Annotated in this window: 21 protein-coding genes; 4 read left to right on the plus strand and 17 right to left on the minus strand. The window is 53.8% G+C overall.

Annotation, left to right across the window (positions count from 1 at the left end):
* Positions 1 to 145: 145 nt before the first annotated feature.
* From tkt to NNL21_RS10340, 4 genes are all read right to left on the minus strand, one after another.
* Complete coding sequence (gene tkt, locus NNL21_RS10325; protein ID WP_204817026.1) at positions 146 to 2,164, minus strand: transketolase; 2,019 nt, start codon at positions 2,162 to 2,164, stop codon at positions 146 to 148.
* Positions 2,165 to 2,485: 321 nt separating this feature from the next.
* Positions 2,486 to 3,508: a succinylglutamate desuccinylase/aspartoacylase family protein gene (locus NNL21_RS10330; protein ID WP_204817025.1), complete on the minus strand. Its 1,023-nt coding sequence runs from the start codon at positions 3,506 to 3,508 to the stop codon at positions 2,486 to 2,488.
* Between the two features lie 35 nt (positions 3,509 to 3,543).
* Complete coding sequence (locus tag NNL21_RS10335) at positions 3,544 to 4,335, minus strand: phytanoyl-CoA dioxygenase family protein (protein WP_204817023.1); 792 nt, start codon at positions 4,333 to 4,335, stop codon at positions 3,544 to 3,546.
* Between the two features lie 122 nt (positions 4,336 to 4,457).
* Positions 4,458 to 5,366, minus strand: a complete 909-nt coding sequence (locus NNL21_RS10340; protein ID WP_204817021.1) for a nucleoside hydrolase — start codon at positions 5,364 to 5,366, stop codon at positions 4,458 to 4,460.
* Between the two features lie 249 nt (positions 5,367 to 5,615).
* Between NNL21_RS10340 and NNL21_RS10345 the strand changes: the two genes are divergently transcribed.
* Entirely contained in the window at positions 5,616 to 6,392 is a 777-nt protein-coding gene (locus tag NNL21_RS10345; RefSeq protein WP_204817019.1) for an AraC family transcriptional regulator, read from the plus strand.
* Here NNL21_RS10345 and NNL21_RS10350 read toward each other — a convergent pair.
* The 3 genes from NNL21_RS10350 to NNL21_RS10360 all read right to left on the minus strand — a co-directional run bounded on the left by NNL21_RS10350 (position 6,373) and on the right by NNL21_RS10360 (position 11,980).
* A complete protein-coding gene (locus NNL21_RS10350; RefSeq protein ID WP_204817016.1) occupies positions 6,373 to 9,480 on the minus strand; it encodes a discoidin domain-containing protein in 3,108 nt (1,035 codons plus the stop codon). The genes NNL21_RS10345 and NNL21_RS10350 overlap by 20 nt on opposite strands.
* A gap of 355 nt (positions 9,481 to 9,835) precedes the next feature.
* Positions 9,836 to 10,732, minus strand: a complete 897-nt coding sequence (purU, locus tag NNL21_RS10355; RefSeq protein ID WP_204817014.1) for a formyltetrahydrofolate deformylase — start codon at positions 10,730 to 10,732, stop codon at positions 9,836 to 9,838.
* A 120-nt stretch (positions 10,733 to 10,852) separates the two neighbouring features.
* Entirely contained in the window at positions 10,853 to 11,980 is a 1,128-nt protein-coding gene (locus NNL21_RS10360) for a deoxyribonuclease IV (protein WP_204817012.1), read from the minus strand.
* A 323-nt stretch (positions 11,981 to 12,303) separates the two neighbouring features.
* On the opposite strand from NNL21_RS10360, the gene NNL21_RS10365 reads away from it, so the two are divergent.
* The 3 genes from NNL21_RS10365 (at position 12,304) to NNL21_RS10375 (ending at position 14,394) form a co-directional block, all read left to right on the plus strand.
* The gene (locus tag NNL21_RS10365; RefSeq protein WP_204817009.1) at positions 12,304 to 12,741 is read left to right on the plus strand and encodes a DUF2621 family protein; all 438 of its coding nucleotides are present in this window, start codon (positions 12,304 to 12,306) and stop codon (positions 12,739 to 12,741) included.
* A 110-nt stretch (positions 12,742 to 12,851) separates the two neighbouring features.
* Positions 12,852 to 13,445: a LytA/YqiH family protein gene (locus NNL21_RS10370; protein ID WP_204817006.1), complete on the plus strand. Its 594-nt coding sequence runs from the start codon at positions 12,852 to 12,854 to the stop codon at positions 13,443 to 13,445.
* Positions 13,446 to 13,464: 19 nt separating this feature from the next.
* Complete coding sequence (locus tag NNL21_RS10375; RefSeq protein WP_204817004.1) at positions 13,465 to 14,394, plus strand: TIGR01777 family oxidoreductase; 930 nt, start codon at positions 13,465 to 13,467, stop codon at positions 14,392 to 14,394.
* A gap of 183 nt (positions 14,395 to 14,577) precedes the next feature.
* Here NNL21_RS10375 and NNL21_RS10380 read toward each other — a convergent pair whose 3' ends face one another.
* From NNL21_RS10380 to NNL21_RS10425, 10 genes are all read right to left on the minus strand, one after another.
* Entirely contained in the window at positions 14,578 to 16,230 is a 1,653-nt protein-coding gene (locus NNL21_RS10380) for a DUF6382 and FHA domain-containing protein (RefSeq protein WP_204817001.1), read from the minus strand.
* Positions 16,231 to 16,273: 43 nt separating this feature from the next.
* Complete coding sequence (locus NNL21_RS10385; protein ID WP_256555169.1) at positions 16,274 to 16,789, minus strand: A24 family peptidase; 516 nt, start codon at positions 16,787 to 16,789, stop codon at positions 16,274 to 16,276.
* A 63-nt stretch (positions 16,790 to 16,852) separates the two neighbouring features.
* Complete coding sequence (locus NNL21_RS10390; protein WP_204816997.1) at positions 16,853 to 17,830, minus strand: TadE/TadG family type IV pilus assembly protein; 978 nt, start codon at positions 17,828 to 17,830, stop codon at positions 16,853 to 16,855.
* On the minus strand, positions 17,793 to 20,021 hold the full coding sequence (locus tag NNL21_RS10395; protein ID WP_204816994.1) for a hypothetical protein: 2,229 nt from the start codon (positions 20,019 to 20,021) through the stop codon (positions 17,793 to 17,795). The genes NNL21_RS10390 and NNL21_RS10395 overlap by 38 nt, the downstream gene beginning before the upstream one ends.
* Before the next feature lie 46 nt (positions 20,022 to 20,067).
* Positions 20,068 to 20,826 (minus strand): pilus assembly protein, encoded by a 759-nt coding sequence (locus NNL21_RS10400; protein WP_204816991.1) that lies wholly within the window; start codon positions 20,824 to 20,826, stop codon positions 20,068 to 20,070.
* Positions 20,798 to 20,986 (minus strand): Flp1 family type IVb pilin, encoded by a 189-nt coding sequence (locus NNL21_RS10405; RefSeq protein ID WP_204816989.1) that lies wholly within the window; start codon positions 20,984 to 20,986, stop codon positions 20,798 to 20,800. The genes NNL21_RS10400 and NNL21_RS10405 overlap by 29 nt, the downstream gene beginning before the upstream one ends.
* Positions 20,987 to 21,040: 54 nt before the next feature.
* Positions 21,041 to 21,916, minus strand: coding sequence for a type II secretion system F family protein (locus NNL21_RS10410; RefSeq protein WP_204816987.1), 876 nt, complete (start codon positions 21,914 to 21,916; stop codon positions 21,041 to 21,043).
* 28 nt (positions 21,917 to 21,944) lie between these two features.
* On the minus strand, positions 21,945 to 22,772 hold the full coding sequence (locus NNL21_RS10415) for a type II secretion system F family protein (protein WP_204816985.1): 828 nt from the start codon (positions 22,770 to 22,772) through the stop codon (positions 21,945 to 21,947).
* Positions 22,769 to 24,007 carry a TadA family conjugal transfer-associated ATPase gene (locus NNL21_RS10420; protein WP_204816983.1) on the minus strand — a complete coding sequence of 413 codons (1,239 nt, stop codon included), beginning with the start codon at positions 24,005 to 24,007 and terminating at the stop codon, positions 22,769 to 22,771. The genes NNL21_RS10415 and NNL21_RS10420 overlap by 4 nt, the downstream gene beginning before the upstream one ends.
* A complete protein-coding gene (locus tag NNL21_RS10425) occupies positions 23,973 to 25,121 on the minus strand; it encodes an AAA family ATPase (protein WP_204816981.1) in 1,149 nt (382 codons plus the stop codon). Before NNL21_RS10425 ends, NNL21_RS10420 begins: the two co-directional genes overlap by 35 nt.
* Between the last annotated feature and the right edge of the window lie 148 nt (positions 25,122 to 25,269).

Consider the following 25,269-nt stretch of genomic DNA (forward strand, 5'->3'; position numbering starts at 1 on the left):
TATCGACTTCTCCTTTATTATGCATTATAATTGCCAATCCTTGGAGCAGGTGCAGTGCTTGGCTCCATACCTTATTCAACAACAAAGCGAGGCAAGAAGCCGCTTCATTAGCGGCTTGCAAGCCCCGCGTCTGCTCTGTGGTGTGCTACAGCAGCGCTTTGACTTTGCTGACTACATTGTCGACAGTAAAGCCGTATTCCTGGATCACGCGATCGCCTTTGGCCGAAGCGCCGAATGTGCTGATTCCAAGAATCGTGCCTTTATCGCCAACGTAGCGCTCCCAGCCGAATGGCGATGCCATTTCGACGGCCAGGCGTGCCTTAACGTTAGGCAGCAGTACCGAATCTTTGTAGCTTTGCGGCTGTTGATCGAACAGATCCCAGCTTGGCATGCTGATGACGCGTACTTGGATACCCTCTGCCGCCAGTGCTTGTTGAGCCGCAACAGCGAGTTGAACCTCAGATCCAGTTGCAATGATTTGCGCTTGCGGGTTACCGTCAGATGCATCTGATACGACATAAGCGCCTTTCTTGATCCCTTCGCGAGCGTTCACATTGGTGCCCTCGAGAATCGGCAGGTTCTGGCGCGTCAATACGAGCGCAACCGGCTTGCTTTGATTCTCAAGTGCGAGCGCCCATGCTGCCGAGGTTTCGTTCGCATCTGCCGGGCGGATAACCGTCAGGTCCGGAATAATGCGCAGCGAGGCCAACTGCTCGATCGGCTCATGCGTAGGGCCGTCTTCGCCGACTGCGATGCTGTCATGCGTCAGGACGTAGACCACGGGCTGCTTCATCAAGGCCGACAGACGAACCGCAGGACGGAGGTAATCAGTGAAGACGAAGAACGTCCCGCCGAAAATGCGTAAGCCGCCGTGCAGGCTGATGCCGTTCATGGCGCAAGCCATGCCGAATTCGCGAACGCCGAAGTAAATGTTGCGTCCTTCGTAGCTGCCCGGTTTAAACACAGGCAAGCCTTTAAGATGCGTCATTGTCGAGCTTTCCAGGTCAGCCGATCCACCTACGAGGCTCGGTACGTTGGCTGCAAGGCCATTCAAGGCGTTGCCGGAAGCAACACGCGTTGAGATTGCCTTGTCTGCCGTCGTGTAAACCGGCAGATCGCGATCCCAGCCCTCAGGCAGATTGCCGTTAACAGCTGTTTCGAACTGAGCAGCAAGCTCTGGATAGGCTGATTTGTAAGAAGCAATCAATGCATCCCAATCGGCATTCGCTTTCTCGCCGCTGGCCTTCACGTCCGCAAAGTGAGCTCTCACTTCAGCAGGTACCGTGAACGCTTCTTCATGCTCCCAAGCATAGAACTCTTTCGTCAGCTTCGTTTCGTCAGCGCCAAGCGGATTGCCGTGCGTGCCGCCATGTCCGCCTTTGCCGCCCTTATTCGGGCTTCCGTAGCCGATAACCGTCTTTACTTCGATCAATGTCGGCTTCGCGCTCTCGGCTTGCCCAGCCGCGACCGCTTTCGCAAGAGCTTCCAGATCATTGCCGTCTTCAACGCGGAGTACCTGCCAGCCGTATGCTTCAAAGCGGGCTTGTACATTCTCGGAGAAGGACAGATTCAGTTCGCCGTCAAGGGAGATATCGTTGGAATCATACAGCATAACGAGCTTGCCGAGCTTCAGGTGCGCCGCAAGGGAGGCCGCTTCGCTGGACACGCCTTCCATCAAATCGCCATCGCCGCAAATCGCGTATGTGTAATGATCAATGACGTTCATGCCGTCTTTATTATAAGTCGCGCCTAGCTGAGCTTCCGCCATCGCCATGCCGACTGCCATTGCAACGCCTTGTCCAAGCGGACCGGTCGTAGCATCTACGCCGGCTGTGTGCCCGAATTCCGGGTGGCCTGGCGTCTTGGAGCCCCATTGACGAAAGTTTTGCAGCTCCTCGAGCGGGAGATCGTAACCGGTTAAGTGGAGCAAGCTGTATAGCAGCATGGAACCGTGGCCTGCCGATAGTACGAACCGATCGCGGTTGATCCAGCTCGGGTTCGACGGGTTATGCTTCATGCTTTTAGCGAATAATTGATAACCCATCGGGGCTGCACCCATTGGCATACCAGGGTGTCCGGAATTCGCTTTATCGATGGAATCGATCGCTAGCGTCCGAATCGTATCAATGGAAAGCTGATCGATGGATTTTTGCGTAACTGTCATTGCGAAAACTCCTCCTATTCCTTGCTTCTGAATTATGTTCTCTCATTCTTTATGTAGCACGTATTACGCGTACAGGCTTTGAAATATTGTACCATTAGCGTTGTCGCATTTCCACAGGTAGTAAAAAATTGTGCCGCTTGATGGCAGTTAAGCGCGAAGTGGCAGAAGTGACGATCGTTTCGCGATAGAGGGCCGGTCTTCTGCCTTTAGAATGGCCATCGATCAAAAATCGCACTCCATATACCCTAACAAAAAGAGACATACCGTTTTATGCTGGACGGTTATGTCTCTATTTACGTTTTTGATGAGCAGCAGCCCGCTTTACGGTAAAGGAATCTCTTCGGCAATCACCATCACGACGTTCCCTTGAGGAGTTTCCGCCCGGAATTGACGCGCCAGCACATACCCGTCCCGATCCGCCCTGATGATGCAGCCGGGTCCGGCTAGATCCTCGAAATTATGAATGCAAGTGACCGGATCTCCCTTGCGTACGAATGCTCCGATCGGGACAAGCGGTTCGGAAATACCGGAAACCGGAGCGGTGACCCAGTGATCGATATTTGTATTCGCAACTAATATAGTCCGTTCCCACCCGGGAGGCAGAAGGGAAACCATCTCGCCTGACAGCATGCCGTGAAGCTTCATGACATTACACAGGCCCTCGTACCCCCATCTTACGCCGTCCAGATCGGTTGATTCGCCATAACCAAGCTCGCTGCCGATCGTAATTTTGCCCATCTTCTCCGCTTCTTCGGTTAACAAGCCTAACCCCATGTCGCTGGTGTAGATCATTGTAAACGGGGTACCGAAGGCAAATGCCGTTTCAACGGTTGCCTTGAAAAGGGAGGGATCGGCAAGCTGGTGAAAGCTGGTGCAGCGAATCGTCTCCAGCTCCTTGCCTGCCGAATGAATATCGACCACGATATCGGACCGCGACAACACTTCGTCGGTGACGAACCTGGCAATACGTGAGGTGATGGTTCCCTTGGCATCTCCAGGGAAAGCCCTGTTCATATTGCCTCCGTCCAGCGGCGATTCCCGGCGGCCTGCCTGAAAGGCAGGCACATTCAAGACCGGGATAATGATGACACGCCCGCTCAATTCCTTGTAATCCAAAGCCGCCATCAGTTTTTTCGCTGCGATCGGCCCCTCATATTCATTACCATGCGTTCCTCCGATTACAGTCAGCGTCTTGCCTGGTTTCTCACCGCAGATTACGCACAGCGGAACGCGCACGCGCGCCCAGGTACCGTCGCTGGTAAACGGGACATGATAGGTTCGCTTGCCGGGCTGCTCCCAATCAAGCTTGGATACGGGCGTAACATCCATAATCAAGCTGCTCACTCCTCTCCCTCATTTCATATCCTCGCGGCTCTAGCTCAATTCAGAACCATAGATTTGGAAAACCGCTCCAGCAGAGCACGAACACGCGGCCCGAACCTTTCCATTTCGACTCCGCTTATCCAATCCCGCTGTCCTTCATACTCACGATGCGGAGAGTCAGCCGTGCGAAAGGCATGATGCAGCGACCAGCGGAAATGACCGTCCGGGTTATAGCCTCTATGAAGAATGTTAGGGTAGTAGAATACCGCATCGCCCGCTCCGAGTTCCACGACAAGCTCGCCCGGCACAGAGCCGCTCGGATTTAGCCTCAGTGCTTCATTCTGCTCGTCCGTCAGCTTCCGCAGATGGCTTCCCGGTACAATCGTCAAGTAGCGGTCATCGAAGAGCGCGGCGTTCATCTGGCATAAGTCTCTTGCGTCGCGCAATAAATCCGTCACTTCGGAGGGACTGTTCAACGGAACTAGATCCCGGTGCCAATTTTGCACGTATCCTTGTCCGTCTCCGCTTGCAAGCATTCCAAAAAGGCTGTATCGGATCGGTTGCTCGAGTATGCTCTCAATGATTTCGATTATAGGGGAGTGTTCCAACGAATCCGCAAGCTCCTTCTGAAAGTATCCCGGACTTAGCATACTGCCGATCCGATTGACAATGCCTTTCTCCTTGTTGATCCAAGGAACGTCGCTGCCTTCCCCCGATTTTGCACGATCGATAATTCTCTGTATACCTTGCTTGATCGTCTCCATTTGCTCCTCATTGTACAGCTGCCGGACAATGAAAAAGCCCTGCTCATAGTAATGCTCTCTCTCAGCCGTTCCCAAGGTAATCATCTACATCCCCCTCCATTAGCTTTGATACGCTGCTTGTCGAGATTGCGATGCCAGTAACATGCTGAAAATACGTTAGAATGAACGTGCTTACTCTCTAATCTCCGGCTACCCTCTAGTCAACCTCAAGTTTTGTTATTTATCAGCCTATCCATGAGCAGTGTGATGAACCTGTCCTGATCGACATCCAAACAAACCTCGACGTTCCCGTCATCGGCGAGCACAGCAACGGTTTGACCGGTCCGCGGCCGGTGATCGTACTCCACGTGGATCTTCATTTTTTTCGTCTTCACGAGTGTCCGGTCGATCAATAAAGAGACGGTTAACGGATCATGCATGCACGTTTGCGGTTGTTTGACGAAAGCAAACCATTCTTCCAGCAGACCCGCCAATGCCATATTCAGCGGATCTCCCGTTTGCTGCAGCCTGCGCCGTTCATCATCGGTGATGATGACCTTGAGGGTAACATCGTAGCCCGCCATGACGATCGGGGCGCCGCTTTCAAAAACGACCGCAGCTGCTTCCGGATCGCAGATGATATTATGCTCAAGCGTTCCTAGCTGAAGCCCATTGTCACCCAGCCGCGTTACGCCCCCCATCAGAATAATTTCCTTCACCGAGCTTGCGAGTTCCGGCTCGCGAATCAGACTTGCCGCGATGTTGGTCAACGGCCCTATCGGCACCAGTGTGATTTGTCCCGGATTGGCCATCACGGTCTCGATAATGAAATCTACCGCATGCTTCTGCTCATACTCCAGATAATCGTTTTCTGTCAGGACACCCTTTCCTTCATGGCCGGCCATCCATACTTCCCGGCGCCGGAGCAGCGGTTCTTGAATGCCGGCAAAAACCCGGACATCCTCTCTTTTTCCGAGTTGAAGCATTTTCTTGGCCATTCTGGCCCGCAAATCGACATCCCCATATACAGTCGTGACGCCTTCGAGTACGATTTCCGGCGATCTCATCGCAAGCGCCAGCGCCATAGCGTCATCAACATCAGTCCCGATATCCGTATCAATAATAATCCGATTCATATTCGATTCCCTTCCTATGTCCGTTGATTGAAGTACGAGCAAGAGCAGGCGCCGCTGCGCAGGCAGCATGCCGCTCCCAGATCCGTTATTTGGTTCATTTTTGTACAACTGTCAGGCGAATCGATCCTTCTCCTTGCGATCCAGTTATACCGTGATATGATGATAACAAAAAAGCTAGAACCTCTATTATATCTTTACGGCTTATTTCTTATAGGATTCGGCTAAACCTATCGAGGGGGCGAGTGTCCGATGAATAAATTGAATTTCATCTTCACCATCAAGCATCCCGAACATACGTACATCAAAACGCATCAGCATGGTTGTTACGAGCTCGTCTACTACGTGCAAGGATATGGAAAGACGCAAATCGGCTCCGGCCAGTATGTCTTCCGGCCGAATACGTTTGCGATCATCCCTCCCCACGCTTTGCATGACGAGAATCACGGCGCAGAGGACGCGGTAATGATGTGCATCGGCTATCAATCCGACCATCCTGAACTGAAGAATCTAAGCGGCATCTATGAGGATGCTGAGGATGGAAGGACCGGGGAGTTCATCAGCCGCATGGTAGAGGAGTTTTCACAGCAGCAGGACGGTTTTTCCGAAATGCTCGATCTCATGGTGGCGGAATTGAACATTCATCTTCAACGTCTGCTCGGGAAGAAAGGAATATCTCCGCAGAAGGAAGATCTGCTGCAATACGTCATCAACTACATGGACGAGCATTTTCGGCAGAAAATCCCGATCGATTCCTTGGCCGTCATGTCCGGTTACAGCTACGACCGGTTTCGGCATTTATTCAAGGAAAGGATCGGGGTATCTCCACTGCGCTATTTACTGCTCAAGAGGCTCGACTATGCTAAAAACCTTCTGCTGACACGAATGCTGGTATCGGAGATCGCTTCGGAAGCCGGGTTCGTGAACGACGTTCAGTTTTGCAGCCTGTTCAAGCGCGAAATCGGGCTGACGCCGAAGCTGTTCCGGAAAACATGTACTCCCGTGAGCCCTACTCCGCCACCTCGGTGAACACATAATTGAACCGGCCGTTCGGGGCTGCGTCGCCGTTTGTCGTAAACTCGTAGACGTCGCCCTGCGTCTGCATGTTGTCATGCCACTTGAACTCGAAGCGGATCGGCTTTGTCGTATCGCTCAAGCCAAGACTCGCGCGCGGAATCGCGATTTCCATCTCGCGGCCGTTCGCTCTGTATGCAACCGAGCCCGGTACGGCCGTCCAATTCCAACCGCCTCCGGCAGCCGCTTGCTCGAGCGTCGCTGAAGCTGCTCCTGCGCCCGTGCGGTTCACGACATAGTTGTAGCCCTGCCAGCTCGGCGCAATCTCGCTCGTTTTGATGAACAGCCGCATCCAGCTGCTATCCGTATAGCTTGTGATGTCGTTTCTCGTCTTCACGTAGAAATAGATGTTGTTTGCGTCCCGCGCCACCTTCATCGTTTGAAAGTCATTGCGCCCCGTCGTATTCGTATACGTGCCTGCCGTACCCCTGCCGGCTTCGTTCCGGGAAGCGGGATCGCCGAGATCATCGCGGAATTCCTGCTCGATGCCCTTCCAGTCGGCGAAATTCCCGTCGATCGCGATCGTTTTCTCACTATCCGCGTTTTGCGGCTTGCGCACCCCTTTGTAACGGCGGATATAATCGACCAGCTGGTAATAATAGCTGTCGCCGTAGCCGCCCTTCATCGGTTCGATATCGCGGCTGAATTCCTCACTGAACGAATCGATGAACACATTCGGCGCGCTATACCCGCCGAACGTATCGAGGCGCTGCGCGACCCATTCGTTCCAGCCCGTGACGAAAACGAACTTGGGATCGACGTCAAGCGCTCTCCCCCACTGCTCCATGAAGTTGTAGCCGATTTCCGTCTGCGGCGTGCCCGGCTCGGCCCCATCATGATAGCTGCGTCCACGCGCACCCGGCTGACTCATCGAGCCGACCTCGAACCCGCCGCTCCCATCCGGAACCGCATTCTGCGCAATGCTTACGGTTACTTCCTCTTTCGCTTCGCTGTCGCTGTAGAACACGTGCTGCGGATACCCTTCCAGCCATCCCCATTCGTTCGGGCCGCCAGGCTCGTCGAAGAAGAATTGATGCGGCTTGCGGAAGGTGAAAAAGTCGCGAAGCGTCGCATTGCCGCTGAAATAGGCCGGATTGGCGATAATGAGTGGTTTGCCGCCATCCCATCGGAACCACAAATCGGAATAAAGACCGGCGCCATACAAGTTGTCGTACAACGACTGCACGACCGCGGTAGGATCGCCCCATGGACCCATGAACACCACTTGCGGCGTCTTGCCGCCCTTGCTGCGAATTGCGTCGTATTCCTGCAGCAGCTCCATGTACTGATCCGTGTACGTAAAGCCGTTGGTCAAATCGATGATTATCGTATCGACGCCGGCATCGGCCAGCATTTGCGCATGCTTGCGAATGACATAATTGTCCTGCGACAAATAGTACCCCAGCAGCGATTCCCCCCAATGGTGGAACGCCGTGTACGGCCCCCAAGGCGGACTGCCCGTGCTGCTCGCCCCCGGATTCGCGCTTACGATCTTGTTAATATCATATGGTCCCCCCGTACCATGCTGGCCGAGCCAGAGGAAATAGAACATGCCGACGAACTTGTCGGAACGCGGTTCGTTAAAATTCGAGTATGACGGCAGCGTACGGCCAAGGTTATCGGTTGCGGCCCACGTATCGCTATACGTGTCCCACTTGTACGGCGTCGCTTCCGCCAATTGGAAATACGGCTTGTTGAAATCATCGAGTCCGAGCTTCGTCGCCTCGACCCGAAGGGCTTTCGCCTCCAGCGGGTCGAATTCGAACGTCTGCGGTGCCGAGCCGGGATTCGTGTAGCCGGTATACGTCTGGCCCGGGATCGCCGTAAACGTTGTTCCGTCCTGGCTGTACTGGATCGAGAAATTGACCGGGAACGCCAGTCCTCCAGCCCGGGGCGTCAGCACCAGCTTGTGAATCGGCGTCTTTCGGCTGAAGTTCAACGTGAAGCTCTGGGTACTGTCGGCGCTTGGCTGCAATACACTCGACCAAACCGCAACGACGTCGCGGTCGAACAGCCTCTGCGGCCCCCAACCGTTAATGGAGCTTGTTGCGGAAGCCGACGACACGGGAGCTGTCGTATCCGTTTCACTCTCCACCTTCATCTCTACAATCTGCAAGCCATACGTCGATCCATTATCCAACCCGAGCTTCGTGGCGTACACCCGCACATACCGCGCATTGACGGGCGAAGTGAACGGAATGACGACCTGAGCCCCGCTGGAAGCGCTGTAATTCGTAAATCCCGCGCCCGGCGCATCGCTCCACGGTCCGCTAGGACTGTTGCTGTATTGAATTTTGAAGTCAGCGGGAAAACCGTAGCCTTGCTGTCGCGGATACAACCGCACCAGATTAATGCCGCTGGTTGTCCGCCCCAGATCGAGCTGCAGCCATTCGGTCCCGGCTGCGCTCGTATGCAGGACGCTGGAATAGAAGGCTGTATCCCCTGCGTTCACATCCGTGCTGCCGTCCACTGCATTGCCGGGCTCGAACGTGCCGAAGTACGAGGACGCCGTCGCCGCAGCCTTCTGATCCACGCTAATTTCATCGATTTGCAAATAATAAGCGTTGAAGTCGTCATGCCCGAGTTTCGTCGCATACCACCGGATATAGCGGGCATTGACCGGCTTCGCGAACGGGAGAACGACTTCCTTCGGTCCCGGATTAGAATAATTCGTGAATGAAGCACCCGGAATATCGTTCCATGTCACGGCATCGTCGCTGTACTGCAGTTTGAAATCGACGGGAAAACCGTAGCCTTTCACTCTAGGACTGAGCCGCACGGCATTCAGGGCATGGCGCTTGACGCCTAGATCAAGCTGCAGCCACTCCGTATGATTCGCATCGGGATGGCCGGCACTGGAAAACATCGTCGTCCTCGTTCCATCGATCGCCTTACTGGCTGTAAGCGCCCCCGTTACCGAAGAGGCCGATGCGCTGACGACCGGCGTCGCCGAGGCACCCATCGGAATCGTTGTCGCGAGCAGCACGGCAATCAAGCCTGCAATCAACCCATTTTTCGCGTATGGCACCCACTTCTTTTTCATGGTCATCCTCCTTTATGACTCCGTAATTTACTTCCTCTTAGATTGGCTAATAACTTGTTGTCGCACCAAGCAGGCCCCGCATACTTCCTCCTTTTGGCGGCGGTATTTATTGATAAGATGATAACAATATTGCGGCAGACAATATTATCCGTTTACGGCTTTTTTCTTACAGGATTCGGCTAATATCAGCTGAAGAACCACGGCGTGCACCCTGTATCAATCACGCTCTGCTGGACTCTATCGCCGCGCTGGAATAGACGCAAGAAAGGGCTGTTCCACCATAAATCAAAAAAAGACGTGCCGATCAGGTTACCCTGATCAACACGTCACCGCTGCTTGATACACGACACGCAGTCTAAAATACGACCGTCTTGTTGTTATGAACCAGAATCCGGTCTTCCGCATGCCACTTGACTGCGCGAGCCAACACGACTCGCTCGATCGTCCGGCCAATCCGCTTCAAATCATCGACGTTATCGCGATGGCTGACACGCTGAACGTCCTGCTCGATGATTGGACCGCCGTCCAGCTCTTCCGTTACGTAGTGCGCCGTTGCGCCAATGATTTTCACGCCGCGCTGGTAAGCTTGCGCATAGGGCTTGCCCCCGACGAATGCAGGAAGGAACGAATGATGAATGTTAATAATCCGGTTCGGAAATTGTTCGATAAATTTCGGCGAAATAATTTGCATATAACGAGCGAGCACAATGAGATCCGCTTTGTCCGAGACGAGTTCCAGCTGCTTCCTCTCTGCTTCTGCCTTCGTTTCGGCTGTAACCGGGACATGATGGTACGGGATCCCGAATGATTCGACAAGATCGCGCATGTCGGGATGATTGCTGATGACCATGGCGATATCCGCGTCGAGGTCGCCGGCCTGCCACTGCCAGAGCAGCTCGAGCAAACAATGGTCTTCCTTGGAGACGAAGACGGCCAGCCTCTTCTTCCGGCTGGCCCGGAACGTGCTCCACTTCATGGAGAAGCGGTCCGCCACGCGGCCGAAATCCTCTTGAAGCACGGGAAGCTCCTTCTCGAGGTCGTTCAAATCAAACTCAAACCGGATGAAGAACATGCCGCCGCCCGGATCCATGGAATATTGGTCGGACTGAATAATATTGGCGCCATGCTCATATAAAAAATGCGATACAGCGGCCACGATACCCGAACGGTCCGGGCAGGAGATAAGCATTCTCGCGCGGTTTCGTTTGTCCGGTCGCTGGGATGGCTGCTGATGTAGAGGCGTGCTTTGCATAAATAGTGTCTTCCTTCCATACGAGGGTAATAGTATGCCCCTGCAGCATGTAGCGCTGCAGGGGCAGCAATGTCGATGTTATCAATCGAATAAAATGATGTAAAAATTCCAGCTGCCGGTCTACGCGTTAACCAGCATCGTTTTTCCTGCAAACCATCCGGTGATGCGCTGATTGACAGCTTCTTCCGAAAGCTCAGGGAAAACGCGGTTTTCCATGACTAGATCATACAGCCTGTCCATTGGCTCGCGCGGATCGGCTTTCTTTGCTTTCGCGTCGGTTTTGAGGACATCCCATGTGGACAGCACATAAGCCCGATGGTCGATATCTTGTTTGCCGAAGAAGTGGTGAAGCCGCTCGACATCCTCCAAGAACGAAGAACCAAAGCGGGTCATGGCATCGTCGCGAAGCAGGGCGATTTCCGCTTCGTACATCGGACGCTGCGTTTTGTCGTTCTGGCCGATCCATGGCGTTTCCAGAATAAACGGACGGCCTTGAAGCGCTTCGTGGTGAACGATTCCGCGGATAGCATCGTAGCCGAGCCAGCCTGCCCCTACGGGGGCATGCCGGTCTTTGCCCGCTCCGCGCGAATTTTTGCTGTCATTGACATGAACGACGGCAACCCGGTCCAATCCCACGATACGATCGAACTCCGTCAGCACCCCGTCAATGTCGCCAATCAAATCATAACCGGCATCATGCATATGGCAGGTGTCCATGCATACCGTAAGCCGGTCATTATCACGGACCTTCTCGATGATTGCGGCAAGCTCTTCGAAGCTGCGGCCGATTTCCGTTCCTTTGCCGGCCATCGTCTCCAGCGCGATGTTAACGTTCGTTTCCTTCGTCCCTTCCAGAACCTCATTCAGCCCTTCGGCGATCCGAGCAATACCGAACTCGGCATCCTTATCCGTATAAGCGCCTGGATGAAGAACGATGTTGCGTACCCCGATTTGATTCGTACGTCTGATCTCCTCTTGCAGGAAGCGTACGGCAAGCTCGTAGGTATCCTCTTTATAGGAGCCCAAATTTATGATATAAGGCGCATGCACGACGATCTCGTCAATGCCCGCTGCCTGCATGGCCGCCTTGCCTTCTTCGATGAATAGATCTTCGATCGGCTTGCGGCGCGTATTTTGCGGAGCACCCGTGTAGATCATGAACGAGCTTGAACCATAGGATTCAGCTTCCTTTGTTGCAGTTAACAAGCCTTTATCAGAGAATGATACGTGGGATCCAATCTTTAGCAATGTAATTCGCCCCTTCCATAACTAGGTCTTTCACAAATGTAATCTATCAATCCAAAATGTCCTATATATGCTTGTACTCCTATTTTACAGGGAATACCGAAATAAATCTAGGTATTCGGCCGCTGAAGCGAGTTTTCACTATATTCCATATACAGCAGTAAACAGCCCGCCAGGTCTGAAATTCGTTATCTTGGTTGCAGGCAAGAAACCGAGTAGCTTATAATGATACAAAGATGCTCGTGATCGTAACGAAAAGGAAGGCCCAAGGGTCTTACAGCAGGCTATGGCGTTAAGATATACTGTGTATGAGGTGAAAGACTACAATGAATAATGCGCCGGATTGGTTTATGTATTTCATATTGTTCTGGGCGTTTGTCATGATCATATTCATGTCGATAGGCGGATTTTTTATGTTCCGCAAATTTCTGAAGGTACTCCCGAAGAAAGACGGCAAGTCAAAGCTTGACTGGCAGAACTATTGGGTGGAACGAAGCCGCGGCATGTGGCCGGAGGAATCCAAGGAATTTCTGGATACACTCGTAGCTCCAGTCCCCAGCGCTTTCCGCGATATCGCGAGACACTCCATCGCCGCCAAGATTGCACAGGTCGCCATGGAAAGCGGAGCAACGGAAGTCAACAAAGATCATTGCATTGAAGGCTATATCCGCGCAACGCCTAAGCGGGATTATCGCAGTTTGGTTACTTTTATGAATAAGCAGGGCATCGACTATGCCCCCTACAAACACTTGTTGAACAAATGAGCAGCCGCCACTTTGGCGGCTTTTTTGTTGTTTTCAGGAGGTTCTTCCCCAGGATTAATATAATTTGCCATAGGGTAAACATATAGTAAAGACAGAAGGTGGTGTTTCTCATGAATCAAAAGCATAAAGGGCATTCGTCAAAATTGGTCAGCATCCTGATCCTACTCGTCATCACACTCGTGCTTTCAGGCTGCGGCAGCAAAGGAACATGGGTAAGCAACACTGATCCAAACGTAACTACCGAGGTGTACAATAACGGGAGCGGCAATGAACAAACGATAACCAAGCTGGACACCGAAGAGCCGGTCGTGAACGCTGAAAGCGTTGATCCAACTAAGGTGGAGCCTATAAATCCCCCAATAAAAAATATACAGCCGGTCTCTGACGACCGAATTAATGCTAAAGAGGACAGCATACAAGCAAAGAGCACGCTGGCAATTCCGGCAGCGAAGAATGAACCTAAGGTCGTGCAAGGAAAGGGACTCTACGTTGGTCAAATCGATACGCATTCCGTAGAAATTACGACAAACGAAGGTCCAACGGTCTTTCAAGTAAGCCAATACATGTCCAGCCAGCTCGTGAAAATACCGGACAGCGCAAACGGCACACCGGTCGTTTTCGAATATACGCAGAAGGAGATCATCTTAAGCGGAGAGAAGTATATAGAGCGGTGGTTAACGAGCATTCAACCATCGGAGGGATAACGTCCAGGAGGATCATGGAATGAAAATTGCGGTAACTGGCGGAACCGGATTTGTAGGAAGCGCCCTAGTAAACGCACTGCTCCAGCGTGGGGATGACGTATGGATCATATCCCGCCGCTCATCTTTATCTAGTGGAAAGCAAGTCCCCGCTGCCGGATTAAAGCAGCTTTCGTGGGAGGAATTGGAGCGTTCCCCGAGCCTTCTAGAGGGCGTTGAGGCGATCGTGAATTTAGCGGGCGAATCGATTAATCAGCGCTGGAGTGATGCAGCGAAGAAGCGGATCGTGCAATCGCGGATTGATGCGGCGGGCCGTATTGCCAAGCTGGCCGATGCCATGGACAGCAAACCTGCCGTCGTCGTGAATGCATCCGGCATATCTATCTATGGAGCATCGGAGACGGATACATTCGACGAGGGCAGCGATGCCCGATTAACCGACTTTCTGGCTGGCGTCGTTGAGAAATGGGAGGCGGCGGCTGATCGTATACCGGCAGCAAGACTAGTGAAGCTGCGTGTCAGTGTTGTACTCGGCAGCGACGGCGGCGCTTTCCCGCTCATGGCGATGCCTTACCGTTTGTTTGCAGGAGGCAAGGTGGGAAGCGGGCGACAGTGGCTGTCTTGGATTCACATCGAGGATATGACGCGGCTTCTATTGTTTTGCATCGATAACCCGAATGTTAGCGGTGCCGTAAACGCCAGTTCTCCGAATCCAGTCACGAATGACACGTTCGGGCGAGCCGTTGCCTCTGCCATGGGCAGACCCCATTGGTTCCCCGTTCCGGCCTTCATGATGAAAGCGCTATTTGGCGAAATGTCCGCACTTCTTCTTGAAGGTCAGCGCGTTCTCCCCGCCAAAGCATTAGCACACGGCTTTGAGTTTCGTTACCCTACGATCGCAGCTGCCGCGGAGGAGCTTGTAGGCCGAAATGACAAACACGGCAGTGCTTAATTACGTCTGGCTTATATTAGGCTAACATAAGCCGCAGAGCGGTACTGCTATGCACAGAGGCTGTGAGTTTTGAGTCTACACGGGACCAACAGCAAACAGCAAGTCAGAGCGCTTGCGAAATACGCAGGGAACCAGCTATACAATCCGATACGCTTACAGCGTATTGGATTTTTAGTAGTTGGATTAACCTTTCCCGCCCCGGAACGCATACTTCGGCCCCTTCTCACCTGCCAGCTGCAGCACATCGCCACTCGCTACACGGTAGCTCTTGTAAGGAACCATCGTTTGTCCATTCAAGGTGGTCCCATTTCGTGACCCCATATCCTTAGCGGTCCATAATTCATCTTCAGCCGTCAGCTCCAGATGGGCTCGTGAAATACCTGAGGACGTATCGACATGCTGGGCTCCTTCCGGAGATCGGCCGATGATAAAACGTCCCGATTCTAACGCTACCCGTTCCAAATGCCCGTTCATCTCTCTCTCCAGCCATGGCTCATCAGGCAAAGAACCGTTATCAGCGATACCCGGCTGACCGAGCAGCACAGTTGCCTGATTCTGTTCGATCGGTTTAAACGTTGACAACGAAGATGAATTCACGTTAGGGACGGAGCCTCCGGAGCTATTCGGCAGCTGGCCTGGAGGTGCAAACGGAGCAAACCTGCTGTTATCGAACGACTCGCCTGCTTCTTGATCGGGTCTTGCCTCGAAAAACCTTCTCGACACCTCCTCGCGTGCGGCCATCGACTTGGAATTCAGCACATCGGAGTTAGGAACAAACCCATCCTCCTCAAATAATGAAGACTGCATGTCACTACCGGAATCACGCTTGTCTTGGGATTCACTTCTCAGCTTCCTTCCCCAATAAGCGATTGCTCCCGCAGCGGCCAGTAACGTTAACCCTCCACTGATCAGCAAGCTCGTTCGTGAAGGCTCGGCCAAATACAGGTAGCGCCAGATCAGTGCGACGACAATCACGAATACAGCTGCCGTTATTAATTGCTGCCGTGCTGCTGGCTTCTCCTCGTCCACCGTATCCAGCTCAATAAGCGGGAGAGCGTCCTTCTCTCGAGCCAAGTTATGATTATCTTCATTCGGCAAGAAAAGGGACGACTGATGGGATTGCGATTCGTTCCGTGCTTTATTGCCATATTCATTCCTGTCCTGGCTTGTCTGCTGGCGTTCCAGTTCTTCGGAACGAGCTTTATGCCAAGATGCTGGCGCAGCCTCCTGAACCGGAGCCCGTTCTATGCCAGCGTTCATTGGCTCACTCAGCAAACGAAGCAGCGTCTGGCGCAAGCTGCTCCAGGATATGCGCTCCTCCCGCAAATGGCGGAATACAACTTGCATTCCGTTTCCATCTGGCTGTCCGACGTAACCAATCCATCGAATCGCTAATGCTAATACCGCATCTGCAGGCGAATCGGAATGACTTGTATCCCGGAGAGGAACGTAGCATAAAGCGATATCATCCAATCGTTCGCTAACGAAGACGGTTTGGTCCTGCAGCAGTAAACCGTCCTCGCGCAGCATGTAATGCTTGCAATCATCAAGCGCTTCAACGACGGCCAACAGCAGTGCGTAATATTCGGTCATCGTAACGGATTGCATCTGCAGCCGGTGTGACAGCATTCGTCTTCCGGACAAGGGATAATGGAACTGAATGTTCCCATCAATATCAATCCACTCCACCTGCAGCAGCTTCGGTATCGGATGTCCCTGAAGCATGTGAAGCTCCACTTCATCCAATTCCGCCCGGGTTATACCGGTTTCCCGGTCTACGATCAGCTCGTGTCCGCGATTCAACGCAAAATCGACGCGCAGCGGTACCAGTGACATGACAAAGCCCCTTCCATTCCCATGTTATTACCAATAATTACGATTAGCCTCCAACCATTAACCATGCGGTAACTGCGCCGGGCACAGCAGCAATCATAAAAGGAAATCGCAGCACTTGACCGGCTTCAATCCATGACAGCGCTGGACGGCCAGGCTGCCGCGATAGAAGCAGCATGGCAGCCCCCGCTATGAATCGCTGACCAAACGCCCCTCTAATAAGGATAAGTGCAAGTCCGACCGCACCCGCGTATAGGATGGCGTACATCATGGTTTGCAGAACGAAATATGTGCCGGCCCATGCTCCTAATGCCCCGAAGAGCTTCACATCCCCTGCTCCGATTCCCTTTAACAAGTGCAGCGCAAGTAACGGGACAAGCCCCGCAAGTACACCTGTCAGCGCATAGATGCCCCCATCTAGACCATCCGCCGCACAGTGATAGAGCAATGCCGCAGCGAATGCTGGAATAGTCAGCGCATTCGGAATTCGCATGGTCCGCACGTCGCTAACCAGTGCGATTAACAATAATAAACCCGCTCCGGCATCCGTAACCGACAACACCAATGGGAATCGCCTCCGCCATTTAATTTGCTTAATAAAGTTCAAGGTCCTGTGCTGCTTCTATTAGCCATCATCATCGTTCTCGGAGGCCGCATTGCGCTTCTTTACGTCAAAATGCCGCGCGGCGCGCGCCCCGCCTTCCCCCCTTACAATGGCCTCCCAAACTCCCGGAGTTGTATTGCCCGAGACCAGCCACGTCCATTCCGCATATCCGTTCTCATCGGCAGTTGCTTCCCCCAGATGCTTGGCTTTACTCGTGCCGCTCTTATACTCAATCGACAGTGAAACCTGACGACCGGGATCCGTCCTTGCGATCAAACGGGCAGTACGGCCGGGATGAAGCGGATCAGGCTCTATGGCGACAATTTGAAGCATCACCTGTTCTTGCTCTCCATCCGTCCCGTTCCTAGGAGCGGCTGCATGATCCGCGACCCATACCCGCTCTTCTGCCTGCTCGCGAAGCAATAGCGTTTTTCTCATAAAAGGCAGACCCAGCGGAAACGAATACTCCACTTGAACGCGGATATAAGCGCTGCTGCCACTGGGCAGATCCGGTAAGGAAAGATGCTGCAGACGCAGACGCTCCGGCGACAACAGACCCCCTTCCGCAGCTTGGCGCAGGAGCGGCTCTAGTGCAGCGCGGCCCGCCTCGGCGGCGACAGCATTGCCCACCCCCTGCCAGTCGCCTTTGACGGCTGCGGCAAGCAGAGGACCCGCGGGCTGTGGCAGCCAAGCTTCAAGTGCACCCGCGACGGTCTCAACACCTGGGAGAGGCTGCGCGGCATTCGTCTGGGACGGCGCCGACTTGGCGAATTGTTCCGCGGCCAATGCAACGGGGTACATATGCGCCGCAGCTTGCCGGGTCACCTGGGATGCGGCACCATGCAATGCCATCTGAACGGCAGATAACCGAATAAGACAAATGAAGAAGACAATTACCATAAGTACGATCGGCATTATAAGCGAAGCTTCAAGAACAATACCTCCTGCTTCGCCATCACGTTTACCCGTATGACCATCCGATCGTTGTAGTCGTTTCATAACGGCTGCCCTTCACCTTTCCGCCCAAAATTCCGAATCTCGTAAAGCCCTTCATGAGACCCGACAAAAACCATAAATTCACCGATGCCTCAAGCTCGCCGGATAATCCCGCAGACGTTGTCGACAGCGTCATGCCCGTGTTGAATTCGATAACCGCCATGATTCGCGACAACCTTTCCTCACCGCCCCCATGAAGCAGCAGGAACAGACGCAGATAATCCTGATACGTCACATCTACGGCCATATATTTGGATAACGGGGTTGCTCCTGTACGGGCAAACGTCAGCATATCCTCCATCGCTTTCTCGAGGCCATATACGATCGCTGCTGCCAGCACAAGCAGCGGATGCCCCATAGCACGGCATTCGATCAATCCCTCCATCGTCCGGATTGCGAGCCGGGCTGCGAATACTTCACCGTATGCGGCGGCAACGTTGGCGGCAGGATCATGAAACCCGTACAAAATATATTCGATTTCCTGATTGTTTACGTTCAGCGCATTGGCAAACTCGCCGCCGTCTTTATTAACTAGGATAGCCTCGAATTTCTGAGGGTCGAAAGCCGTAAACCGGTGAACGATATACTCGTTCACATAGAGTGGATCCCGTATGTCTTCCAGCATGTCTGCGATTCCTGTGAACATCGAGCCCACCGATCCCATCGCTTCTTCGACGGCATCGCCCGGCTCATCGGCTGATTCACCGCTCTTACGCACATCCGCCGCCATCTGGTTGAAGGTTAAATTCGATTCATAGCGCTTCTGGACCTGATTGAACATCTCCTGATGCTCGCGAAGCTGAGGAACAGACGTCATTCCATGCAGCAGCTGCCGGACTTCATTCCATTTGGATTTTGCTTTAGCTTCCTGTTTCTTGCGTTCAGCATCGCTCGATTGGCGTGCTTCCTGCTCGCTTGCACGCGCGGCGATGACCGAGCCGGATAATCCATACAGCTGATCGTACTGCTCATATGCGACCTGCAGCTGGACTGCGCCTTCCGCCAGCAGCACCGCTGACCCCCTGCGGGATAGAGCAGCCATCACGTTCGATTGAAAACCGGCCGTCTCGGAATCAAATGAAGCATAAACGACCGTTTGTTTAGATATTTCATCGCGGTACGCAGAGAATGACTCCGTCGGCAGCAGAAGCTGCTCGGTCGAGGAAGTGGCCTGTCCAATCTGCGACAGTTCCTTATCCTGCAAGGCTCCCGGCTTCGCGCCCGGTATCTTCTGCTTATTGACGCGGTCATAACCGGTATCCGCCTGCTCCTGCCGCGACTTCTCAATGACGATTCGCATCTCGTCATTGCACCTTTCGGCCTCAAGCACCTCGGCCAGAGCCTTACGTTCAAGCTCCTGATGGCGACGAAGCGCTGCATTGCTCTGACCGCGAAGATCACTTGACACGGTCCTCGCCATCTTTTCGTAAGCGGATATGGCCTCGCTGTACACTGGCTGATCATCATCCCCAAGACTAGCATCATGCTCGATCCACGCTGCATAAACTGGATAACCGCTAACGATGCTCATAACCGTATCTTTGGAGATGGCATCCTGGACTTGTATCGGAATCAGCGCCGCAACAGCCTTGGCCGCTTGTGCCGCTTCCCGCTGCAGGACAAGCGCAGTCTGCAGATGCTTCTCTCTCTTGTCATACAGCTTGCGCACCTGCTCCAGCATCTCCACTGCAGCCGATGCTTCCTTCATCGCTGAAGCCATGGGCGCGAACTTGGAAGCCACTTCAAGAGTAAAATCGATAGGCGCCTTATACTTCATCTCTTCGAGCACTTGGCGCTTGAATACGCCATGCTGTCCAAGTGTCTCATAGGCATTCACATGAGATGCTTCGAAGCGGATATTCAAGACCGAGAAGACATCGTCTTCCTTCTCCCGCCAATTGTTCTTGGCCGCATGCGCAAACAGCTCGTTACGATCCGATCCACCTGCCCCGAACAGGCCATACCGGTCATACAAAGCGCCATCGTATGCGGAAAGCGAGGAGCGGATGCCGGACTGGGCTGCAAGCTCGACTTGTTTTTGAAAGGCGGCTACTCTCGCATAATCAATAAGCATGCTCGTAAACATGAATATGGCAGCTGTCGAAACGATCAAATAAATGGACACCGCGCCTTCTTGCCCGGTGAGAACGCGAACGATCCAGCAAGGGCGCTTCCTGTTTCCCTCTTGCAGCAACTGTCCCAATACCTCCCTTTGAGTCCGCGGCAATAGCGGCTTGCATTTATGGCTTAGAGGAGGCTGCTTGCTCCTTCGCCTTCCTCCCCTTCAAGATTTCTGCCGCGTGTGCTTGATTGGCACCGCCTCCGCTGCTTCCTTGCTTAAACTTTGCCGTATAGTAGCGGACCAAATCGACATTCCGGATGAATTCAACCGGATCTACGATAAGGGCATGACTACCGGACTTCGGTTCCGTCCGGCCGAAGGCTTTAAGCAGCTTCATGTCGAGCGGCTGCTTCAGCTTCACTTCGACCGTCTTCTCGAGGAGTCCAAACGAATATGTCATTTGGCCTTCGTACGGAAGCGGAACGCGCGACGCGATCCGGTTCATCTTCAGAACGGGCAAGGATTGCACCTCACCGCTCTCATCCCCGGCCTGATCCCCGCCTTCCATTCCGCCGGGCGTTCCTATATTGACCGAAATCCCTCCGCCCTCTGCGTCGTCAAGCTGAAACAAGGATTGCAGCGCGCCGTCGCTCCCCATGCGCCAGTAAAGGCCATCATATAGATTATTGGGAGCCATTCCGCTAACCGCATCACGATGGCTGTTATCCCACCGGAACGCAGCGCGCTCCGCGGCAACGGAAGTGACATAATACATTGCAACCTTTTGGTACACATACATACTGAACAGGAGCATCGCGAGCAGAGCTACGAACAAGGTCGGGAATACCAGTGACGATTCCAGGGTGAAGCTCCCTTCTTCCCCGCGATTCCGGTATCGCGCAAGTGTTTTAACTAAATATTTTATCCGCTTGATCATCGGCTTTGCCCATCAGACGCTGGACCAGGTCTATAATCCAGTCCTTGAACAACAGCGCCAGAATAATAACCACGGCAATAATAAGAATGATTTCCAGTGTACCCAAGCCCTCTTCTTCACGCCAAAAGTCACGAGCCTTCTTCTTCATCCATTGCTTCATTGTTCTCTCTCCTCTAAATTCGGATTTACGAGCAGGCCAACCCCGCTCCCTGTTCTACCACGCCATCATGAGCATCGCCGGTGAGGCAACTAGAATCATGAGGACTACAAAAATACCCACTAGCGGAAATACGAGCTTCGATGACGCCTCTTCTCCGCGCGAACGCGCAACGGCCTTCCGCTTCTCCCATAACGTATAGGTCAGCTCTCTTAACGAGAGGACAAGCTTATCGCCGCCGCGCCGGTAATTGAGCAGCATCGTTGTCGTAAACAACGATACCTCCTGAACCGCGCACCGCCTGCTGAACCCCTCCATCGCAGCCGCGAACGACTCCCCGTTGCGGACCGCTTCATTAGCCCTCCTAAGCTCGTCTAGAAGCGGGTGTGCCGCTTTCGAACCCTTTCTTTCGGTGCAGCGGTTCAATGCGCGCTGCACCGTTTCTCCAGCTCCCAGCAGGAGCATCAGCTTGCTCAATACATCAGGCAGCAAGAGCAGAATATCCTGCTTTCTCCGCTCCACCTTGCGGGTTACATCCCGCAGCCGGGCCATCGGGATCGCAGCTCCAAGCAGCGCCCCGACGTAGATCAAGGCGGGCTCGCTGCTCAGCGCGCTCAGCCAGCAAGCGCCTACCGCAGCCGCATAGCCGAGTCCGACAGCGGAAGAGGCGTACCGCCGGGTGGCTTCGATTGACCAGGCTGTTCCATTAAGCACAAGCAGCTTTCCATGCGTGCTCGTAAGGAATGATTGCATACGATCGAACATCCCGCTCCTATCAAGCAAAAATCGAAACGGCATCGTAATGAATTGAATTTCCCGAGCATCCTTCGGGAACGCCATGCCTTTACTTCCAGAACGCGCTTCATTGCGCCCGCTTAGAACTGCCGCCGCTCCCCATACCGCCGTTAATAACAACCCCGCGATAATTGCCATACCATCCCTCATTCATCGTCGAATCAGTCTACATCCGTATATCCATCACCTTGCTCATCACCCAGTAGCATACGCCCAGCATGACCAGAGCTCCTGTCAGCAAGACATACCCAATACCGCCGTAAAGAGGAGCCATATAATCCGGAGCGGCAAATCCGAGAAAAGCCAGAAAGACGAATGGAACGCCCATCATAATCCGGGATTCGTAACGCTTCTGTGCAAGTAAGACGGCAATTTCCTGCTGCACGTCCAGCTTCTCTCCGATCGTCTGTGAGGTGCGCCGAATGACTTCCACAAGGTCGCCGCCTGTACGCTTACAGGTGACAAAGACGTCAACGAACTGGGTAATTTCATCGATTGCAGCCCGCCTGCCGAAATCGGCAAGCGACTGCTCCAGCGGTTCTCCATACGATAATCGCGTTCGGATAATTTCGAATTCAATCAGCACCTCGGCATTCGGATCGGGATAGAGCAGCCGCAAGTCCTCCAATGCCGTGGAGAATGCATTCTCCACGGAGCGTCCCGCTGCCAGTGACGAGGTCAAGGAATACAGAGCTTCCTTGAACTGCAGCGCCAGACGCGTACGCCGTCTCTCAAGCAGTGATGCCCGATAGAACCGGGGCATCACGACCCCCGCTGTCGAGAACAGCGCCGCGGCAATAACGGAGCGGTAGAACAAATAGGCCGCCGCAAACGTACAAGCGCATCCGACGATCGTGGCCAAAGCGAATTGCCGGCCTGAAAGCGTATAAACCGCATAGTCCTGCAGCGCGGCGGCCCGGTTCGCCAGCTTGGACTGTGCAGCGGGCCATTCCAGCCAAGCGAGCAGCCGGTTCCGCTTCCCCCTCAACCTCATCCTAGCTTCGCCCCCTCCTCCTTGAGCAGTCCAGCCATACGCAGCTTCCATGACCGTTCAAGTCTATGACCGGTTGGTTTCAAGCCGCCAAGAATACGCCCCTCGCGCTCCCCCTCTTCCTCAAACCGGTATAGCGGATGCAGTGTTACTTCACCGTTCAAAACGCCAGTAACCTCGACGATTTCCGTTACGCGCCGAGAATGGTCGCGCAGCCGGGAGAGATGAACAACAATATCGATGGCCGAGCCAATCTGCTGCCGGATGACCGGAATCGGCAGCTCGGCGCCGCTTAGCACCATCGTTTCCAGCCTGGCCATCATGTCGCGGGCGCTGTTACTATGGCCGGTGCTGAGAGATCCATCATGCCCCGTATTCATCGCCTGCAGCATATCGATCGCCTCTCCTCCCCTCACCTCACCGACGACAATGCGGCTCGGCCGCATCCGCAGCGAGGCGCGGATCAGCTCCCGCATCGTAATTTCCCCTCTGCCCTCTGTATTGGAGTTTCGCGTCTCGAGCGATACAAGGTTGGGTACGGAACGAATCTGCAGCTCCGCCGAGTCTTCGATCGTGACAATCCGTTCATCCGGCGGGATGTACTGGGATAACGCGTTAAGAAAAGTAGTTTTACCTGATCCCGTCCCTCCGCTAATAAAGATGTTGTACTTCGCGACAACAAGCTTCCGCAGCAGTTCCGCGGCTTCGCTAGATAGCGCTCCCAGCCGGATAAGATCCTGCATCTGCAGCGGCTGGTCCGGGAATTTGCGAATAGTCATCGTCGGCCCCTTGAGCGCGATTGGCGGCAGCACGACATGTACGCGCGATCCATCGCGAAGCCTCGCATCTACGATAGGAGTCGATTCATTCACTACCCGGTTAACGCCCGCGACAACGGCTTGTATTAAATCTTCGAGCCGTTCGCGGCTCTCGAAGGATAATGAAAGCCGGCTCATGCGCCCCGCACGCTCAACGAAAATTTCGTCGTAATTGTTGATCATGATCTCCGTGACCGCTTTGTCATCAATAAGCGGCTGGAGAATATCAAGTCCGCGAAACGCGTGATACAGCCTTCTAACGAGCTGAAGCTTATCGCTGGCCGTCAGCGGGTGGTCGCGGCACCAATGAAATACCGCTTGTTCAATGCGCATCATAAAATCCTCATCCGACATGGCGCGGTCCAAATCGAGCTGCTCGCGAATACTAGCTTTGAGCTGCTGTACCGTTTCTTCTTGCATCTTCTCCACCCCTTTCCAGTAAAGCAAAGCGGTTCATCAGTGATTCAACCGCACTTCGGTATGCCGCATATCCGCTCGCATCCAGCAGCTGCCGCCCTTCCGACCATTCGGCTACATAAGGAATCCCTCCCTCAATCCGGACTTGAAGCGTCTCGTTGAAGGACATTTCCCCAGAGCCATGCACGAAGGAATCAACAAACCGAAACTTCCTTCTCTGTTGCTGAAAGGCATCTCCCCACTTCTGCTCCCCGTAACGAAGAGCCATGCTTGTTTTGCGTATAACGACAGGCTCTTTGGACAACAGCCAGATGATAACGTCTGCTTCCTCGAACGCGGCCTGATGAATGGGATCCATGCGGCTGTCTAAATCCACGACAACGACATCATATTGACCGGAATCGGCGACCGCGGCGATAATTTGCTTCGCTTGCTCGGCCTTCATCGTTAGCCGCTCCTCGGCGTTGCCGCTGGGTGCCATATAATCCAGCTTCAAGACCGGATGCCTCCTCCTCAGCTCTGCGAGCACCGCTTGCGACTTATTCGGGTGTGCCTGTACCGTGTAGAGCATTCGGGAAAAATCGTCTTGTCCTTCATCGCCAAACCAGATCGAGGTCGCATTCCACTGCTCGAGGTTCAAATAAAAGACGCGCTCTTCCCTCCCTCCCAGCTGTTGGGCGAGTTGGATCGCAAGCGTCGTCTTGCCGATTCCCCCTACGGCTGCATATACAGCCGCTACCTTGGCACGCCCGCGATTGCGATCAGCTTGCGCGAGCGTACCGGTATGGGCCGCATGGACGGCTGCCAGAGCATTCAGCAGCTGAGGTAATGGCTGGAACTGCAGCACTTCCGCTCGCCCTTGAAACTGCCCGATCCTCGCTACCAATAGCGCCGTCGGTATGGCTGGAACTGCATCCCCAATCTCCTCCAGCAAGGAGGGATGGACAGCCAGCAGGTCGATGGGATAACCGGCCCGGATGAACTGTCGGAGCGCATTCGGATTCGTGAATGCCGTTAGCTGCCATTGCTCGCCGAACGGGGCTTGCCGGATATAGTCAGCCAGTCGCTCGATATACCCCGCTTCCTTAACGGCCACGATTAATTGTTGTCTGTTCAAGCCGACAGCCCCTTCCGACCAGAAATCACGTCATGTGTCCAGAACAAAAAAAAGCACCGTAAACCGCGCAATATCATGCGCAATTTACGGTGCTTCCGTAAGTTCATTTGATTTGACCACAATTTACCATACACGTCCGCTATCCGTC

The organism is Paenibacillus mendelii, from assembly GCF_024498075.1.
Classification (GTDB): domain Bacteria; phylum Bacillota; class Bacilli; order Paenibacillales; family Paenibacillaceae; genus Paenibacillus_Z; species Paenibacillus_Z mendelii.

Bases quoted from the DNA above. Each gene is read 5' to 3' on its own strand.
- purU (WP_204817014.1), bottom strand. From the start codon at position 10,732: ATGCAAAGCACGCCTCTACATCAGCAGCCATCCCAGCGACCGGACAAA.
- NNL21_RS10400 (WP_204816991.1), bottom strand. From the start codon at position 20,826: ATGATCAAGCGGATAAAATATTTAGTTAAAACACTTGCGCGATACCGG.
- NNL21_RS10365 (WP_204817009.1), top strand. From the start codon at position 12,304: ATGAATAATGCGCCGGATTGGTTTATGTATTTCATATTGTTCTGGGCG.
- NNL21_RS10375 (WP_204817004.1), top strand. From the start codon at position 13,465: ATGAAAATTGCGGTAACTGGCGGAACCGGATTTGTAGGAAGCGCCCTA.
- NNL21_RS10415 (WP_204816985.1), bottom strand. From the start codon at position 22,772: ATGAGGTTGAGGGGGAAGCGGAACCGGCTGCTCGCTTGGCTGGAATGG.
- NNL21_RS10380 (WP_204817001.1), bottom strand. From the start codon at position 16,230: ATGTCACTGGTACCGCTGCGCGTCGATTTTGCGTTGAATCGCGGACAC.
- NNL21_RS10370 (WP_204817006.1), top strand. From the start codon at position 12,852: ATGAATCAAAAGCATAAAGGGCATTCGTCAAAATTGGTCAGCATCCTG.
- NNL21_RS10335 (WP_204817023.1), bottom strand. From the start codon at position 4,335: ATGATTACCTTGGGAACGGCTGAGAGAGAGCATTACTATGAGCAGGGC.
- tkt (WP_204817026.1), bottom strand. From the start codon at position 2,164: ATGACAGTTACGCAAAAATCCATCGATCAGCTTTCCATTGATACGATT.
- NNL21_RS10405 (WP_204816989.1), bottom strand. From the start codon at position 20,986: ATGAAGCAATGGATGAAGAAGAAGGCTCGTGACTTTTGGCGTGAAGAA.
- NNL21_RS10420 (WP_204816983.1), bottom strand. From the start codon at position 24,007: ATGCAAGAAGAAACGGTACAGCAGCTCAAAGCTAGTATTCGCGAGCAG.
- NNL21_RS10345 (WP_204817019.1), top strand. From the start codon at position 5,616: ATGAATAAATTGAATTTCATCTTCACCATCAAGCATCCCGAACATACG.
- NNL21_RS10350 (WP_204817016.1), bottom strand. From the start codon at position 9,480: ATGAAAAAGAAGTGGGTGCCATACGCGAAAAATGGGTTGATTGCAGGC.
- NNL21_RS10390 (WP_204816997.1), bottom strand. From the start codon at position 17,830: ATGAAACGACTACAACGATCGGATGGTCATACGGGTAAACGTGATGGC.
- NNL21_RS10340 (WP_204817021.1), bottom strand. From the start codon at position 5,366: ATGAATCGGATTATTATTGATACGGATATCGGGACTGATGTTGATGAC.
- NNL21_RS10410 (WP_204816987.1), bottom strand. From the start codon at position 21,916: ATGGCAATTATCGCGGGGTTGTTATTAACGGCGGTATGGGGAGCGGCG.